This is a genomic window from Vagococcus allomyrinae, assembly GCF_017829975.1.
In the GTDB taxonomy this organism is placed as follows: Bacteria; Bacillota; Bacilli; order Lactobacillales; family Vagococcaceae; genus Vagococcus_D; species Vagococcus_D allomyrinae.
Genome location: NZ_JAEEGA010000001.1, coordinates 529,431 through 547,503 on the forward strand (window position 1 = coordinate 529,431; position 18,073 = coordinate 547,503).

Below are 18,073 nucleotides of genomic sequence, written 5' to 3' on the forward strand. Positions count from 1 at the left end.
AAGGATATTCACGGAAAGGAACGAGTGAGATGTTGTTAAAAAAAATCGATCGTGGCCAAATATTTTTGCACGACCAGTTAGCTTTATTTCGTTGTCCAAAATGTCAGCAGAAGATGATCAGTGCGCAAAACTATCAATTGAGATGTGAACAACATCATCATTATGACTTATCTAAAAAAGGAACGCTTCATTTTTTGGATCATCATGTTAAGACGGACTACGATAAGGAAATGCTGGGTCACCGACAAAAGATGATTCAAGCAGGATTGTATGAGCCTTTGCTCGCAATAATGAAGGATCTCTTAGTTGAAGATCATGTTAGTACACTGGTAGATATGGGATGTGGTGAGGGGAGTTTTTTAAACGAATTAGCCAACTTAAATGTACCGGGAGTTAAAATTGGTTTTGATATTTCAAAAGATGGCGTGGCTCTGGCGACGGAACAAGAAGCAGAGGCATTCTGGTGTGTGGCAGATATAACCAACTTGCCATTTAATGACGATAGCGTAAGTCATTTACTCAATATATTTTCACCAAGCCACTATGGGGAGTTTCACCGGGTATTAAAACCTGGAGGGAAAGTCATAAAAATTGTGCCAGAAACGAACTACTTACGGGAATTAAGGCAGGCTTTTTACGCAGACGATCAGACGAAACAATCTTATTCAAATGAAAAAGTTGTCAGAAAATTTGCGGAAGAAATGAACCTAATTTCAGAAAGGCACTTAACATACACCTTTGATGTTTCTGAAGAGTTACAAATGGATTTAGTCAAGATGTCACCACTTCATTGGGGAGCGTCAGCTGAATCCTTGCAAAAAAGTCGGGCTCAATTAATTGAAAAAATCACAATAGACCTTTTAATATTGGTTGGATGTAAATAAAACGTTTACAAATCTGAAAATTACAAAATAAGGTTGCAAAAGAGAAATCCTTTTGTTATAGTAGTTTTAAAGTTATTTTTCGATAGTTTTTATCAGATTCCTGTTCTGATAAAAGTTAGTGAAAAAAGCTTCACTAACGTAGCGACTCGCAGTGAAATGACACCGAGCCGATACGTTCTTTTTTTTGCCTAAAATCAGTTTATCCCTTAAAATAAAAGAAAGACTTTTTAGTGAAACAAATTCAGCCTGATGCTGTAAAAGGAGAACCATCATGACAAATCATATTGTATTATTTGAACCACAAATACCAGCGAATACTGGAAATATTGCCAGGACTTGTGCAGCAACGAATAGTCCCCTACATTTAATTGAACCATTAGGGTTTTCAACGGATGATAAGCAACTTAAAAGAGCGGGGCTTGATTATTGGCATGATGTTGATATTAGCTATTATGAGAACTTGGCGGCTTTTCTTGAGAAACATCCTGACATTGAGTTGCATCTAATCACAAAATTTGGTCACCGAACGTATAGTGAGGTAGCGTATAATGATAACAATGATCACTATTTTATGTTTGGCAAAGAAACGACTGGTTTACCAGAGGAATTTATGCGTAGCCGTGAAGCAGATTGTCTGCGTATTCCGATGAATGACCAACACGTTCGCTCATTAAATTTATCAAATACAGCGGCGTTAGTGATTTATGAAGCGTTAAGGCAGCAAGAGTTTCCTAATTTGGAACTGGCTCATCATTACGAGCATGATAAATTGGATTAGTTATTTGGTGGTCGAGTGAAAGGAGTGGTGGTAATGGAGTTGTATTTCACACGTCACGGGCGAACCGAATGGAATCAGGCCTTACGTTTTCAAGGGCGCGACGGAGATTCGCCTTTATTGCCTGAAAGTTATCTTGAAATTGAAAAATTAGGCAAGCATTTGGCAGCTATTCCGTTTACGCGGATTTATGCTAGCCCTCAAAAACGAGCAAAAACAACGGCGATCGGCATTCGAGAACATCTTAATGTGCCGACGGATATTATTTATTCAGATGACTTAAGAGAAATTGGCATGGGGGAATTAGAAGGTGCGTCCATTATGGAGGCGCGACGTACTCATGGCGAGGCACTAGATGCGCTACGATATGCGCCAAATAACTATGATCCGGCAGCTTTTGGTGGTGAGACCTATGAGGCGATGTTGACCCGTGGCAAAGGGGCAATTTTAAAAGCTATTGCGAAGGAGCAAGGTCCTATTTTATTTGTTAGTCATGGGGCAACGTTAACTGGGTGTATCCAGACTTTAGCAGGCGCTAGTATTGCAGATGCCCGAAAAATGGGTGGTTTAGGTAATAACACATTGAGTATTTTAACGTTGAATCAAACAAAAGAGTTCCCTTTTACGCTTAAATTATGGAATGATGACAGTCACCTAAGTAAGTGATCTGATTGCGATGAATTACTGATAGCCCTTCTTTTGTTTAAGTGAGGAAGGGACAGTCGTCGCAATCGTGAAAATGGAGAGTTGAGGATGATCAAGCCAGTTGTGAGAGGGCTCTTATTTGTCGTTCAGTTAACCGAAAGTAGAAGGTTCCTTTACTTTCAAAAGTCAAAGGATTATCATAGTAAAAGAAGATAATGGGAAAGTAGGTGTGACATGATAGAGGCAGATAGGGTGAATGAGACTCCTTTTATTAGCGGAAAAGTGGCTGCAATCTTTTTTCAAAATGCAACCAATTTTTATAAAGTCATTTTAGTTAAAGTCATTGAGACCAACACCACCTACTTAGAAAATGAAATTGTGGTAACAGGAAATTTTGGACAGATTCAAGAAGAGGAAACCTATCGTTTCAGTGGTCATTTAGTGGATCATCCGAAATATGGGAAACAGTTTCAAGTAGAAACCTATCAACAAGATAAACCCACGTCGGCTAGTGGCTTAGTGGCTTATTTATCGGGAGAAAACTTTCCCGGTATTGGTAAAAAGACAGCAGAAAACATGGTGGAAACATTAGGTGAAGAAGCGATTGATATCATTATGAACCAGCCGGAACGGTTAGGAGAGGTTAAGGGACTAACTAAAGCGAAACGTCAGATGATTGCTGAGACGATTCGGTTAAATTACGGTATGGAGCAAATCGTAATCGGTCTTAATCAATACGGCTTTGGGAGTCAGTTAGCCATGGCGATTTATCAGTTATACAAAGAAGAAACTTTGGAAATCATTCAAGAAAATCCCTATCGATTGACAGAAGATATTGAAGGGATTGGCTTTAAACGGGCGGATAATTTGGCAGAGCAAATGGGGTATGCGGCGGATTCTCCACAGCGGATTCGAGCAGCTATTTTACATGAGTTGCTAGCCAGTTGCTTAGAGACAGGAAATACGTATATTGAAGCTGAAGAATTGCTGAGTAAAGCCATTCGCACATTGGAGAACAGTCGTCCTTTTGAAATTGGACCTGATTTAGCAGCAGACGAAATCATCCGTTTGGTGGAAGAAGGCAAAATTCAACAAGAAGGCACCCGGCTTTATGAAAACTCCTTGTTTTTCGCTGAGTGGGGCATCGGCACAGCCGTTCAACGCTTATTGTCACGTAAAAAAGAAATCAAATACGCCGATGAAGACATTAAAACGGCCATTGAGTTATTGGAAAAGAAATTGGGAATTAGTTATGGTGAATCACAGGTTGATGCTATGAAAGCAGCCGTCAAATCTCCAATGTTTATCCTAACGGGTGGGCCAGGTACTGGGAAAACTACGGTGATTAACGGCATTGTCACCTTATTTGCCGAATTGAATGGCCTCTCGTTGGATCCTGATGAGTACCAAAATGATATTTTTCCAATCTTACTGGCAGCACCTACAGGACGAGCTGCTAAACGAATGAATGAGACCACTGGCTTGCCCGCTAGCACGATTCACCGGCTTTTAGGTCTTACGGGACGTGAAAAGAACACAAGTGTCTCTGCTAAGGAATTAGAGGGTGGTTTGTTAATTGTCGATGAAATGTCGATGGTCGACACATGGTTAGCCAACACATTGTTAAAAGCTATTCCAACCAATATGCAAATTATTTTTGTGGGTGATAAAGATCAGTTGCCTTCGGTAGGGCCAGGTCAGGTGCTCCACGATTTATTGGGAATTAATGAAATACCTAGCCGTGAACTTGTTGAAATATATCGACAAGAGGATGGCTCAAGTATTATTCCACTGGCTCATAGCATTAAAAATGGTCAGTTACCAGAAGATTTTACAAATAATCATAAAGACCGTTCTTTTTTCAATGCGAATGCTTATCAAATTGAACAAACAATTCGCCAAATTGTAACAAAAGCGAAAGTCAAAGGGTTTACCGCTCAGGATATTCAAGTTCTCGCCCCTATGTATCGGGGTGTTGCTGGAATTGATAATCTTAATCAAATGATGCAGGAGATTTTTAATCCAAATGAGGACGGTCAGCGCAAAGAGGTTGTTTGGAATGATAAGGTCTATCGCATCGGCGACAAAGTGTTGCAACTGGTTAACAGCCCTGAGACGAATGTCTTTAATGGAGACATGGGTGAAATTGTTGGTATTATCTATGCCAAAGAATCCGAAGATAAGGTGGACGAGCTAGTCATTCAATTTGATAGCAATGAGGTCTCTTATAAACGGAATGAATGGAATAAAATTACCCTTTCCTATTGTTGTTCCATCCATAAATCTCAAGGAAGTGAATTTAAGATGGTGATATTGCCAATGGTGAGGCAGTATCAGCGGATGTTGCAGCGCAATTTATTGTATACTGCTTTGACCAGAAGTAAGGAAATTTTGATTTTAATGGGGGAGGTCAGTGCCTTTCGCGATTGTGTGAACAATGAAGGCATTAATCGAAAAACCACTTTGAAAGAACGAATCACGTCAGCTGATACCATGACTTTGACAGTTAAACATCAGTTAGAGGCGTTTGAAGCCAATTTAATTAAGGAAGATCAAGTAGATTATCAAGCACCCCCAGCGGTAAAAAGGGAAGAAACTCCTCAAAAAACAACCGAAGTTATTGTTAAGCGCCACCCAAAACCGGAGATAGAAGAACTTTCTCTCTTTACTGTAGATGAAGCTGAAAAGGTGGATGAAGAAGTTTCCTCAGAAACACGTAGTTTTGTTTTAAGATTATCACAAGTCGTTGGTCAGGAGATTGACCCATTAATTGGCATGAATGAAGTGTCACCTTATGATTACATGTAAATAAAAAACAGCTTGCTTAGCAAACTGTTTTTTTTATAACCAGAAAAGCCGTTCAACAGTGGTAAATTGAATATCAAAAGGACGGGAATCAAGCTCTTCCCCATCAGCTTGACCAAACTGTGAAGTCGTTGAGACGATACGGATGTTTTGGCTTTTAAAATGATGGACATAAGGGGAGCTCATGTGTTTTCGTTTTAAAAGTTGTCCAATTAAACGAAATAATTTAAGCAAGTGAATCCGTTCGACAACAACAAGGTCAATCGCTTTAGACTTGACATCGGCTTCCGGCACGATCGCTATGCCACCACCAAAATAAGGGTGGTTAGTGGTGGTGCAGAGAAAGGCATTGTCAAAGCCGACAGATTTCCCATTGACTTCCACCATTAAGGGAAATCCTTTTTGTTTTGTAAGAACTTGAATAGCTGTATAGAGATAACTTAAGGAACCTAACTTAAATTTATTAAACGTTTGTTTCGAGGCAGAAACGTTTGAACGTGCGACGATTGCTGCATCGATGCCAATGCCTATATTATTGGTTGCATATCCTTCTTCCTCTTGGATGTTTTCCAAGTAGTGAAGCACATGGTAAGGTTGCGGTTCAGTAATTTCCAACAGGTGTTCCAAGGCCATTAAAGGGTCACGGCTGAGTGAAACACCACGGGCAAAGTCATTCCCGGAGCCACATGGGATATAGGCGATGGGGATGTGGAAATGCTGATCGAGCGCATTAACGACTTCGTGGAGAGTCCCATCTCCTCCTAAAATTACAAGTAAGGGAAATCGGCTGTTCGCTTTTTTGTCTGGCCAAGGAGTTAAGGTGGTCTTTAACAATTCACGGGTAATGTCAATGGCATGGCCAGGATAGTCAGTGCTATAGTCTTTATAAGAAATTTGTTTATTATCTAAAGCTGACAGGACTAAATCTGCTGATTTTGCAGCATTGCCACTGGCAGCATGACGGTTTATTATGAGATGCAATTCAAGTTGAATCGTATTCAGCTCCTTTCACAGAGTTACATTATACCAAATCAAGGGGATTTAGGTGAAGTAAAATGACTTTAAGAAGAAGTTTATCTGGTGAATGTCCGAAAGAAAAAAACACAAGGAGCAGATCTAAATGTGTCCTTGTGTTTCATTTTACGATTGATGAGACAGAGCCATCATGGCTGTCTCCACTTGTTTGGTTAATTCTTTAGCCGTTAAGCCATGGGGCATAATCGGGTTACCGTAAACGACTTCTACTGGATATTTGCTCATTTTGGAAAAATTGAACCATTTAGGCAGCTTATTGCCTCGTGGATAGATGTCGTAAGCCCCATGGATATAAGCGGGAATAATGGGGACACCGGAATCAATCGCCAGCATGGCAGCCCCTTTTTTTAGGGTTCCAAGTTGTCCGCTTTTACTACGAGTTCCTTCAGGGTGGATCAATAACCCGTTATTGGCTTTTAAGGTGTCCTTGCAGTGAAGGAGGGAACTCGAGCCAGCCTGATCTCGATTTATCGGAATCATGCCGCAGATTCGTGTTAATAGTTGACTAATCGCCGCTTTATTAACTACCTCTTGTTTCGCCATACAATAGAATGTTAGAAATTGCTCTTTTTTAAAATTGACAGTCAGCCATAAATAATCTAAATTTGAAACATGGTTGGCACAGATGATATAGCCACTGTTAGTGGGAATTGTCTGTTCATTTTTGACGGTTATTTTATAGAAGCAACGAGCTAAGACACATGCTGCTTTAAATAAAAGATAGTCAATTTTCTTTTTGACTTTTGGTCCAGTTTCAGAATGATTTCCCTCTGATTGTTGGCGTTTATCAGGGTGTTGAAGATAACCGACTAAATCTGCAACTGTCATATCCTGATTGAAAATTCCTTCAACATTAATAAGATAAATGTCTTCTAATTCCAATGCTAAATTTATTGCAGCCAAAGAATCGAGTCCTAATTCTAAAAATGGTTTTGTTGATAAGGTGATTCTATTTGAATCTATCTCGCCGTGCTGGGCGATTAAGCGAGTGACCGTTTGTTCAATATTCTTGGTTGAAGCCGTTTCTTCAGTTAGGGAATTTTCCAGCGCAATCGTTTCTTCAAGGGCGATTCTTTTTAAGAGATACCGTTTTGGTTTCTGTAAAGTCGTCTTAGGAATATCAGCGAGAAAGTGAATTTTTGTGAGCTTCATATGGAGAGCCGTTTGGGTTGATTTTTCAGCTATTTTCTGAAGAATCGTTTCTTTGGTTAGCTGGCTTTGATCTCTGACTATAAAGGCGTGAACGTCGTCATAACCATTAGCTGTTGGGACTCCCGCCACCACAAATTCAGCAATACCAGCAATTCCACCATAAGCTTCTTCGACTTCTTCAGGTGTGAGCTTTTTGCCAGTCCCCAAGATGATGTTTTCTTTGGAACGGCCAATGATGCGGTAATTACCACTAGCGTCAAGGTCACCGATATCACCAGTCTTCAACCACCCTTTATCAAAGGCTTCTTCCGTAGCGGCAGAGTCTCGAAAGTAGCCTTTCATTGTATAAGGTGATTTGATCAATATTTCGCCACTGTCACTCAGTTTAATTTTTACAGCGTTGTATGGCTTTCCACAAGTATCAGCGGTTAAATTATTTCCTCGATTGCCAATGGTTGGAATGTTTGTTTCAGTGGCTCCATAAGTAATCAGCAAATTAAAGCCAGTACCTAAATAAAAATTTGCAGTCTCTTCTGACATTGGCGCACCCGCTGAACATAAAATATCAATCTGACCACCAAATGCCTGATGGATGCTTTTAAAAAAAATCTTACCGAGATTAAGGTTAAATTTCTTGCGAATTAACAAACAAAGAGGAAATAATAGCTTAAACATGACAGCTGTGCTTTTTCTACTGTTAATCGTCAGTAAGGCTTGTGTCTTAAATAAATCAAATACTTTTGGGACACAAGGGAAAATGGTAGGTTGATAGTCATCGAAAGCCACTTTGATGGCTGGAGCCGTCATGGATTCAATATAAAAGCTATCAGCGCCTAGCAGCATAGGGGCTAGAACTAAACAAACTAAGCCATAAATATGACTATTAGGGATAACAGATAAGTAACGACCGTTTCGATTTAATTGGTTGCTAGTAGTACACATCAAGGTTGAGTTAATTAAGGCATCGTGCGTGTGCATGATGCCTTTTGCTGAGCGGGTAGTACCGGAAGAAAAAATAATGGTCGCAACTTCCTGGTCGCCATCGGCGGTTTTCTCCAAAGTTAAAGGGACTTGTTTTGGGAAACCAGAAACAGCTTGGCTCTGATTCATCATGTCAAAGACGGGCACGGCTGTTTCCAGACAATGAGCAAACTTTGCCAAAATTTTTGGCGATGTATAAGTGGCTCGCACGTCGGAATGGCAAATGAGTTTTGTAATCTCTTCACCTGTTAGTGAGGCATCAATTAGAACGGCTGTTGCCTTTAGTTTGAGAATCGCTAAATAAGCCACGTTCCATTCAGGGGAATTTTCGGCTACGATAGCGACTCGGTCACCAGGCAAAATTCCCCGGTCAACTAGTATTGAGGAAAAAATCGCGGCTTGTTCGAATAGATCTTGATAGCTAAGGCTTCGCTTAGTGCCATTATCTTGCGAATAGGTACAGGCTTTTTTTTGCAGATTGTCTGCGTTATTTTTTTCGATTAGAGAATAGATATTCATAAGTGTAATCTCGTCCTTTTCAATTTCAATCCAACGGTATTTCCCCAACTGTCAAACTTTTTTGTTTCAATCTCTCAAAAAGAGGGCATTCCCTTCATTATGCGTTATATTTCTTTAGTCGGCAACATAAATTTTATATAACGGAAAAAATCAGGTGTGATTTAATAAAATTTAAACAATTGCAAGAGCCATTCAAAAGTGAGGAGGGATGACGGGATCGATGATGGTTGCGTCATTTGAACGTTAAAGTAACGGAAGTCCTAATACCATCGGAGAAAGGAGGGTGGCATAATTGCTTTAATTAGTGTAAAATGTTGGAGTACTGCTAGGCTGTTATCAACCCTGACAGGTAGTAGGTATCGCGGTTCATCAACCATCCCGCGTCATCAAAACTCGGAGGAGGTAGAAAATGACAAGTAGTAAAAAGACAAAAATGCTGGTTCTAAATGGTATAGTTGCGGCAATGTATCTAGCGTTATCGATGATTACGCCCTTCGCCCAAGGTCCTATTCAATTTAGGGTATCAGAAAGTTTGAATCATCTAGTAGTGTTTAATAAAAAACTCATGTGGGGTGTTCTAGGGGGCGTCGTCCTGTATAATATGCTCTTTTCAGAGTTTGGCTGGCTGGATGTGGTATTTGGAGGTGGCCAAAGCTTTATCGCTTTAGGCTTGACAGCTTTTATTAGCAAGTATGTGACTGACATTAAAAAGCGCATGATCTTCAATACGATTTTCTTTACGATAAGTATGTTTATGATTGCCATAATGCTGCATATTGCCATAGAAGTTCCTTTCTGGCTGACGTTTGGAACGACAGCACTTAGTGAACTCGTGATTATGAGTATCTCGGCACCTATTATGTACTTAATTGGTCAACAGATCGATTTGACTTAGATACTATAGACTTCTATCAATCAGTGAAGCCTAAGGAATTGTTCTTAGGCTTTTTCGTGAGTTGCCAGGCACGGCAAGGATCTGGCTAATGAAAGTTTAATCGGGACTAAGCTTGTGGCGAGGGGGAATATCTTTCTTGGAGCTTGGCTAAAAAAACGAAAAAAGAAGCAAAGTTGCCTATAGGCAAACTCTGCTTCTTTTTTTAGATCGACTACATTTCTTCAGGTGCTTTTAGACCAAGTAATCTGAGACCTTCTTTTAATACGGTTTTAACAGAGAAGACAAGCGCTAAGCGAGCGTCTTGCTGATCGTCATCATTGACTATTTTCACATGAGCGTAATATTTATTGAAAGATTGAGCTAGTTGAATCACGTATTTTGCAATGACGGATGGTTCGTATTTGGTAGCAGCGCGTTGAATGATCTGCGGGAATGCTTGTAATAGTTTAATGACTTCCCAACTCTCTACGTCATTTAGAGCATAGTCGCTATTGACGTCAGCTGTCCAGTTTGTTTTACGCAAGATAGAGGCGCAACGAGCGTGGGTATATTGGACATATGGCCCAGTTTCCCCCTCAAAGCGAACCACTTCTTCCAGTGAAAAATCAAAATTGTTTAAGCGGTCATTTTTTAGATCGTGGAAAATAACAGCACCAACACCGACTTGCCTAGCAACCTCTTCTTTGTTTGTCAGATTAGGATTTTTTTCTTCGATTTGAGTTTTAGCTAAGTTAATAGCTTCGCCTAACACTTCTTCAAGTAAGACAATTTTGCCTTTTCGTGTGGATAGTTTTTTTCCATCTTTCGTGATAAGACCAAAAGGGACATGGTGAATGTCTTGAGACCATTCGTAGCCCATTTCAGTTAACACAGCTTTTAGTTGTTTGAAATGAATGGATTGCTCATTGCCAACCACATACAGAGCTTGGGCAAAATCATATTCCTTTTTACGATAAAGGGCGGAGGCCAAGTCGCGAGTAATATAAAGTGTCGCCCCATCAGACTTTCGGATTAAAGCCGGATTTAAATTATATTTTTCCAAATCAACAATTTCTGCACCATCGTTGGTTTCCAATAGTTGTTTTTCTTCCAGAATAGCCACGGCTTGGTCCATTTTATCATTGTAAAAGGACTCACCATTGTAAGAGTCAAAGGTAATTTCTAAAATATCGTAGATTCGTTGGAATTCTTTTAGAGACTCTTCGCGGAACCACTTCCAAAGAGCGGTGGCTTCTTCATCCCCATCCTCCAGTTTTTTAAACCAGAAACGAGCTTCATCTTCCAGTTCTGAATGTTTTTCCGCTTCTTCGTGGAAGTCGACGTAAAGACGTAATAATTCTTTAATGGGTGCTTCTTTGACCGCTTCTTCATTTCCCCATTTTTGGTAAGCGACAATGAGCTTGCCGAATTGTGTGCCCCAATCACCGATATAATTAATACGAATAGGCACATAATCAATTTTAGTCAAGATGTTGGCTAGCGAGTTGCCGATTACAGTTGACCGCAAATGTCCCATGGACATAGGTTTGGCAATATTGGGCGAGGACATGTCGATTGGGATATTGCGTCCTTTTCCGATTGAGGCATCACCATACTGTTCTTTATTAGCGATAATTTCTATTAATGTTTCTCGGCTAACTATCTTTTTATCCAAGAAAAAGTTAATATATGGGCCGACAACTTCAACTTTTTCAAAATTATCAGCAGGTATATTTGCCACTAAGTCAGCAGCGATCGCTTGAGGCGCTTTTCGCAAGACTTTTGCAAGGGAAAATACTGGGAAAGCCACGTCCCCATGTTGGCTTGATTTAGGGTTTTCCAAAAGTGCTAGAATTTCATCAACAGTTAAATGGTCAGCCAGGACTTGGTGTAAGGCGTTTGCTACTACATTTCTTTCGTTCATAATTTAACCTCCAGGTTGTTATGCATTTATAAAAAAGCAAGTAGATAGTTTCTTTCATTAAGTTTCAGAAACTTAAATATTAGACATTGACATTATAACAAAAATAAGGGGGAAATACTATCTCTACAAGGGAAAGATAAATCAGAAAAACGAGAGCTGCTGATTGATTATCTTCGTAATCAATGGTATTATATCTGACAGGAATGTTTTTTTTTATTTGTGATTTTCGTTAAAGGGATGAATTAAAAGAAGGTTATGAGTGGGGACTCATAGTATTAAATTTTAAACCTTCAGGAGGTAATAAATGAAAGTTAGTGTTAGTTTTTCGGTCAAGCCAGAGAGACAAAAGAATAAAACTGGTTCGATAAACGTTGAAGTTAGTATCAGAGAAGAGCTTGATAGACGGATCGTTGAAAAGACGATGTCAAAGTATGGTGAAACATTAAAAGAAAAATTTATTTTTGAGAAGATTTCTATTCAAAAATCGTCCCTTTACTCATATGTGTTTATTTGTCTGCCTAATCGGCAGATGGGGGTTCCTCCTTCAGAAGAGACTTTTATAAATTATTTATCATTTATTGGATTTGTCGGTGTCAATAACTTGGCAGAATTTGAAACGATGGAAAATAATCGTTTATTGACGATTTTTAATGGGTATTCAGCTAGGATTACTCGGGAACAATCATTTAAAAAATATGTTTCCAGAAAAAGTTTTATGAATAAAAAAGAGTTTAACCGCCTGTATCAAAAATTATTGATAACGAGAGATACAATTGAACAACTAACATATGAAACTGAACATGCCGTTGATTGGTTTGAAAAAATTAATGATTGTGATATTATCTTAGATCATATCAATGATTTTTATTGGAATATGGGTTTATTTGTTTTAATCGATGTTAAAGTCAAAAAAGAGTTACGTTATTTTTCAGATTTTTACGACAATATGAAGGAATCTCATGTATTAACGGAAAGATGAAAAAAGAAAGATTGTTATTTCATTATGAATAATAGTCTTTTTTTTGTTGTTTAGCGAGAAATTTAGTAAATCGGAGCGAATGAGGCATAAGTTTGCTATAATAGAATTGACAAATTTTATAGATGAGGTGGACTATGAAAAAAAGTAGCCGACAAGCAATTATTAAAAAACTCATTCAAGCTCACGAGATTGAAACGCAAGAAGAGTTAATTGCAATACTTGATCAAGAAGGCATTCAGGCAACTCAGGCAACTGTCTCTCGAGATATTCGTGAACTTGGTATTGTTAAAGCTCATGGTAATAACGGTGAGGTTAAATACGTTATCATTGAGCAGAATCAACCTGTTAATGGAGAACGCTTTAGGGAGATGGTAGCGGATTCGGTAGAGCGAGTAACTTTAGCTCAATTTATAGTAGTGATTCAGACGTCTTTAGGATCAGCTAATATGCTGGCTGCGATTATTGATGAACTACAGCTGGATAAGGTTGCTGGGACGATTGCAGGAGCGGATACGATTGCCATTATTACGCAAAGCAATCAGGCTGCCAATGAATTGCATCAGCTTATTTTATCTTATATGGAAGACTAGGAGGAAGAGAATGAGTCATTTAAAGACACTAAAAAATGGATCAGATATTCGCGGTATTGCCATCACAACAGCTGAGGAAGAGGCAAATCTAACTGCTAACGAAGCAGAGAAAATTGCTTTAGGAATGGTGAAGTGGTTAACCACAACCAAAGGGTTAGCAGCAAAACGTGAAGAAGGACAGTTAAAAATCGCGATTGGCCATGATAGTCGGCTGTCGGCTGATGAATTGAAAAACGCCATGATTAACGGATTGACTTCTGTCGGTGTTCACGTCATAGATGTTGCGCTTGCAACGACTCCTGCGATGTTTATGGCCACCCAATTTGCGGACTATCAGTGTGATGCCGCAGTGATGATTACGGCAAGCCACTTGCCTTACTATTTTAATGGCATCAAGATTTTTACTCGAGAAGGTGGGGCAGAGCATGAAGACATTGATAGTATTGTTGACTATGCTGAAGGGGAAATCGGGTTGTCTCAATTTCAAGGTTCCGTTGAAAAGCGTGAGTTGATTCCTCTTTATGCCGCGGATTTAGTTTCAAAAATTCGTCAGGGGATTCCTGGACAAGCTCAACAACCACTTAAGGGATTTCATATCATTGTGGATGCTGGTAATGGTGCTGGTGGTTATTTTGCAAAAGAAGTCTTGGACGTTTTAGGAGCAGACACGTCAGGCAGTCAATTTTTAGAGCCTGACGGCCATTTTCCTAATCACATGCCAAATCCGGATAATAAAGAAGCCATGGCCAGTATTCAAGCTGCGGTTTTGCAGCACAAGGCCGACTTAGGCGTGATTTTTGATACCGACGTTGATCGAGCAGCAGTTGTTGATCAGGCAGGCAATGTCTTAAATCGCAATAACTTAATCGCCGTGTTAGCTAAAATAGTTTTTGATGAACACCCTGGCACGACAATCGTGACCAATTCGCCTACATCTAGCCATTTGAAAGACTTTATTGAGAGTTTAGGTGGCAAACAATATCGCTATATCAGTGGGTATCGCAATGTGATTAACCAAGCGATCACATTGAATGCAGAAGGTGTTCAAACTGAATTGGCTATTGAGACCAGTGGACATGCCGCATTTAAAGAGAATTATTTCTTAGACGACGGAGCTTATGTTATCGCTAAGATTTTAATGTTACTGCCTCAATTAGCTACTTCTGGTCAAACCTTAGGAGAGTTAATCGGACATTTGAAACAACCGGTAGAAGCTCAAGAAGTACGCTTTAAAATTGCTGGTGATGCATATCGTAGCTATGGTGAACAAGTTATTAAAGAGCTTGCCAACTTTATCGAAGAGACCTTAGGACTGAGTATTGACCCAGAAAATGAAGAAGGAATTCGCAGCGATGTCCGCGGTGAGTTTGGTTCTGGTTGGTTTTTATTGAGGATGAGTCTCCATGAGCCACTTCTTGTCCTACAGGTTGAAAATGATCAAGTCGGTAAAAATCAGTTAGTTTTTGAAAGATTGAGTCATTTTTTTGAAAAGTATGACGGCCTTGATCGGTCAGCTTTAACCACTATTTTACAGAAATAGCCAAAAAAACTCTTAGGGATTAACCTTAAGAGTTTTTTGAAGTTCAACGCGTGCCACTGATTACCAAAGTCCCGGTTCAGCACTGACGTCAATTATTTCTTTGGTAAAAGGATGTAAAAGCGATAGGCTTCTAGCATGAAGCATCAATCTCTCCGCTTCTTGAGGTCTAGGGTTATAAAGAGGGTCGCCAACAAGAGGGTGACCAATACTTTGTAGATGGACTCTGATTTGGTGGGTTCTACCGGTTTCTAAGACACAGCTTACGAAGCTTTGAGTGTTGCTAGTTTCTGCCACTGTTACGTGGGTAATAGCTGTTTGCCCTTGATGATCGCTGATTATTCGCTTGCGCTTATCATGACGATCACGACCGATTTTTTTATTGATGGTCAAATAGGTTTGTTTAATATTACCACTGGCAATTCCTTGATAGGTTCGTTTGATTTCTCTGGCTTCTAACATGCGACCAAGGATTGGCAAGACAAAAGGGTTTTTGGCGATCAAAATAGCCCCACTGGTTTCTTTATCCAAACGATGAACGACATAGGGAGCTCGCTCCTGAGGTGCTAGATAGGCAGCCACATGGTTGAGTAATGTCTCATTTTCAGCAGGTTGATTTGGATGAGTTTTCATGCCATATGGTTTATTGACAATCAGTAAATGGTCATCTTCGAATAAGACCTTGACCAAATTAGCATCTCCTAAGGCTAATTCGGGTTTACCATAGTCGCTGTCTTCAAATGTTAACGTGATAATATCTCCAGCTTTGACTTCTAAATGAAAGGGAGTTGTTTCACCATTAACTGCCACATTTTTACGGGTTCTTAATAAGTGACGGACCTTGCGTGGCACAAGCCATGTTTCCTCTAGCAGTTCGCGGAGTTCAGTTGTTTCAGTATTAGCAGGCAAAGTTAAGTTGACTTCCATTGTGTTTTCCCCATTCTGATAAGCTTAATCATTAAATTTACATAATTCTTATGAATTGTACCATAAAAAATTAATAAATTCATGCTATGATTGTGACCAGGCTGAGAATGATTTCGGTCTATGGACTTATAACAGCCTTGAAAATCTGTGTTAAAATAGTACTAGATGATCATTTAAGCAAAAAAAATGAAAATTATTATGTGAATACACTGAAAATTGCAAGGAATGCTAACATATATTGAGCAAAAGAGGGGATTACATGGATTTTAAGAAAATTATCGCAACCATCGTCGACTTTTTCAAAAAGGTTTGGGTGTGGTTAAAACCATATTTAATTCAATTTCATCAATGGCGTAAACGGATTTGGAAAAAGTATCAAGTGAATAAAATCATCTTATTATTGGGGTTGGTTGTGGTCCTTGTGACCAGTGTTTATTTGTTTTATTTGGCTAAAAGTTCCGATGTGGAGGCGCTAAAGACCGGGTTGTCACAAGTTACGACGATTTATGATAAGGACGATGAAGTGGCCGGTACCTTAAATGGTCAAAAAGGAACGTCGATTCCTCTTGAGCAGATGTCTCCTCATTTGATTGATGCTCTGATTTCCACAGAGGATAAACGATTTTATCAACATGGAGGATTTGATATAAGAGGGATTGGGCGGGCGGCTCTAGGATTTCTTACGTCAGGGAAAGTAACTGGTGGGGGGAGTACGTTGACGCAACAGTTGGCTAAAAATGCTTACTTAACGCTCGATCAAACGCTGAACAGGAAAGCCAAGGAACTATTTTTGGCAATTGAAATAGAAAAGACCTACACGAAAGATGAAATTTTAGAGATGTATTTGAATAGTGCTTATTTTGCTAATGGTGTCTGGGGAGTTGAAGATGCTGCCCATAAGTATTTTGGAACAACGGCTGCTAATTTAACGATTGATGAAGCGGCCGTCATGGTTGGGATGTTAAAGGGGCCAGGAATTTACAACCCCATTGATTATTATGACAATGCCATTAAGCGGAGAGACACGGTTCTCCAATTGATGGTGGATAATGGGAAACTGGATCAGGCTCAGGCGGATCAGATGATGAAAGAAACCTTAGTGTTAGCTGATACTTACGGAGATTCACGCCAAGATAATCAGTACCCTTACTTTTTTGATGAAGTTATTCGTGAAGCCGAGCGAGTAGCCAATATCAAGGATGCCGATCTGTTGAACAAGGGCTATAAAGTGTATACCACCTTGGATCAGCAGTATCAACAAGATATGAATACGACGTTTAGTCAAAATGAGCTCTTTCCACCGAATGCTACTGATGGTGAGATGGTTCAAGGGGCATCCATCGCCATAAACCCTAAGACTGGAGGTGTCCAAGCGGTGGTAGGTGGCCGTGGAGAGCATACTCGTCTTGGGTTTAATCGAGCCACCCAGTCCAGTTTATCTCCTGGTTCTACGATGAAACCACTGGTTTATACGGCAGCGTTGGAGTCCGGCTATCAGCCAGATTCTCTGTTGAAAGATGAAGCAATGTCATTTTATCAAGTGGAGAACTATGATAAAGTTTATCGCGGGGAAGTGCCGATGTACCAAGCCTTAGCGGAGAGTTTAAATGCGTCGTCTGTCTGGTTATTAAATGAAATCGGCTTGGAAAAAGGAACTAAAAAAATTGAGAAATTCGGCATTGCTTTAGATGACAAGGATCATTATCCTGGTATTGTTTTAGGCGGCATGACCAAAGGGACGTCTCCTTTGAAAATGGCCAGTGCTTACACCGTATTTGCCAATCAAGGAAAGCAAAAATCTCCTCATTTTATCCGTAAAATCGTGGACTCAACAGGGAAGATTGTTTGGGACAATGAAGAGGCGAAAGAAAAACAAATCACCACACCTCAGGTAGCGGAGGAAATGACCAGTATGTTGCAAGGAGTCTTTAGTTCTGGGACGGGATACAGTGCTCAGCCGTATGGTTATACGATTGCGGGGAAGACAGGGACCACGGAAAGTGTTAATGTTGACTCTCAATCAAAAGATCAGTGGATTATTGGCTATACACCAGATGTAGTAGTTGCGAGTTGGATTGGGTTTGATGAGAGCAGTGATATTCATTTCTTGCAAAGCGGAGGTGGCCAAGGTATTTCGCCAATCTTTAAAGATCAAACCCAGCGGATTCTGTCTCACTCGCCTGGGACACCATTTAATGTAGAGGATGCTAGCATCAAAGCCCAACAAGAGGAAACGCAAGCAGAGTCAAATGGCAGTCTTGATGAGTTTGGCCAAAAAATTAAAGAAGGGGCTGAATATTGGGGTGGACAAATCAAAGATGGGGCCGGCAAAGTCAAAGATGGCCTAAAAGATCTTTGGAATAACTTTACTCAATAAAGAAAAGTTCCTAGCAATGAGCTAAATTGGACCCTATAGAATGGACCCTCAAAAAGTCCCTTCGATAGG

The 18,073-nt window shown here is 39.9% G+C and carries 13 protein-coding genes; 9 read left to right on the plus strand and 4 right to left on the minus strand.

The window, feature by feature from the left end; translation table 11 throughout:
• Window positions 1-32: 32 nt before the first annotated feature.
• The 4 genes from I6N95_RS02370 to recD2 all read left to right on the plus strand — a co-directional run bounded on the left by I6N95_RS02370 (window position 33) and on the right by recD2 (window position 5,112).
• Entirely contained in the window at window positions 33-884 is an 852-nt protein-coding gene (locus I6N95_RS02370) for a methyltransferase domain-containing protein (protein ID WP_209524813.1), read from the plus strand.
• 271 nt (window positions 885-1,155) lie between these two features.
• Complete coding sequence (trmL, locus tag I6N95_RS02375; RefSeq protein WP_209524731.1) at window positions 1,156-1,662, plus strand: tRNA (uridine(34)/cytosine(34)/5-carboxymethylaminomethyluridine(34)-2'-O)-methyltransferase TrmL; 507 nt, start codon at window positions 1,156-1,158, stop codon at window positions 1,660-1,662.
• A 33-nt stretch (window positions 1,663-1,695) separates the two neighbouring features.
• On the plus strand, window positions 1,696-2,325 hold the full coding sequence (locus I6N95_RS02380) for a histidine phosphatase family protein (protein ID WP_209524732.1): 630 nt from the start codon (window positions 1,696-1,698) through the stop codon (window positions 2,323-2,325).
• Between the two features lie 213 nt (window positions 2,326-2,538).
• Window positions 2,539-5,112: an SF1B family DNA helicase RecD2 gene (recD2, locus tag I6N95_RS02385; protein WP_209524733.1), complete on the plus strand. Its 2,574-nt coding sequence runs from the start codon at window positions 2,539-2,541 to the stop codon at window positions 5,110-5,112.
• 33 nt (window positions 5,113-5,145) lie between these two features.
• Here recD2 and I6N95_RS02390 read toward each other — a convergent pair whose 3' ends face one another.
• Both I6N95_RS02390 and I6N95_RS02395 read right to left on the minus strand, forming a co-directional pair.
• Complete coding sequence (locus I6N95_RS02390) at window positions 5,146-6,090, minus strand: diacylglycerol/lipid kinase family protein (protein WP_245249195.1); 945 nt, start codon at window positions 6,088-6,090, stop codon at window positions 5,146-5,148.
• A 159-nt stretch (window positions 6,091-6,249) separates the two neighbouring features.
• Window positions 6,250-8,796: an AMP-binding protein gene (locus tag I6N95_RS02395; RefSeq protein WP_209524734.1), complete on the minus strand. Its 2,547-nt coding sequence runs from the start codon at window positions 8,794-8,796 to the stop codon at window positions 6,250-6,252.
• 409 nt (window positions 8,797-9,205) lie between these two features.
• Here I6N95_RS02395 and I6N95_RS02400 point away from each other — a divergent pair, with 409 nt between their 5' ends.
• Window positions 9,206-9,691 carry a QueT transporter family protein gene (locus tag I6N95_RS02400; RefSeq protein WP_209524735.1) on the plus strand — a complete coding sequence of 162 codons (486 nt, stop codon included), beginning with the start codon at window positions 9,206-9,208 and terminating at the stop codon, window positions 9,689-9,691.
• A gap of 211 nt (window positions 9,692-9,902) precedes the next feature.
• Here I6N95_RS02400 and argS read toward each other — a convergent pair whose 3' ends face one another.
• Window positions 9,903-11,594 (minus strand): arginine--tRNA ligase, encoded by a 1,692-nt coding sequence (argS, locus tag I6N95_RS02405; protein ID WP_209524736.1) that lies wholly within the window; start codon window positions 11,592-11,594, stop codon window positions 9,903-9,905.
• 304 nt (window positions 11,595-11,898) lie between these two features.
• Here argS and I6N95_RS02410 point away from each other — a divergent pair, with 304 nt between their 5' ends.
• The 3 genes from I6N95_RS02410 (at window position 11,899) to I6N95_RS02420 (ending at window position 14,703) form a co-directional block, all read left to right on the plus strand.
• On the plus strand, window positions 11,899-12,573 hold the full coding sequence (locus I6N95_RS02410) for a hypothetical protein (protein ID WP_209524737.1): 675 nt from the start codon (window positions 11,899-11,901) through the stop codon (window positions 12,571-12,573).
• 134 nt (window positions 12,574-12,707) lie between these two features.
• Window positions 12,708-13,163 carry an arginine repressor gene (gene argR / locus I6N95_RS02415; protein ID WP_209524738.1) on the plus strand — a complete coding sequence of 152 codons (456 nt, stop codon included), beginning with the start codon at window positions 12,708-12,710 and terminating at the stop codon, window positions 13,161-13,163.
• 10 nt (window positions 13,164-13,173) lie between these two features.
• Window positions 13,174-14,703, plus strand: coding sequence for a phosphohexomutase domain-containing protein (locus I6N95_RS02420; protein WP_209524739.1), 1,530 nt, complete (start codon window positions 13,174-13,176; stop codon window positions 14,701-14,703).
• A 60-nt stretch (window positions 14,704-14,763) separates the two neighbouring features.
• Here the strand turns inward: I6N95_RS02420 and I6N95_RS02425 are convergent, their stop codons facing one another.
• Entirely contained in the window at window positions 14,764-15,627 is an 864-nt protein-coding gene (locus I6N95_RS02425; protein WP_209524740.1) for an RluA family pseudouridine synthase, read from the minus strand.
• A gap of 259 nt (window positions 15,628-15,886) precedes the next feature.
• Here I6N95_RS02425 and I6N95_RS02430 point away from each other — a divergent pair, with 259 nt between their 5' ends.
• A complete protein-coding gene (locus tag I6N95_RS02430; protein WP_209524741.1) occupies window positions 15,887-18,004 on the plus strand; it encodes a PBP1A family penicillin-binding protein in 2,118 nt (705 codons plus the stop codon).
• The last annotated feature ends 69 nt before the right edge of the window (window positions 18,005-18,073 follow it).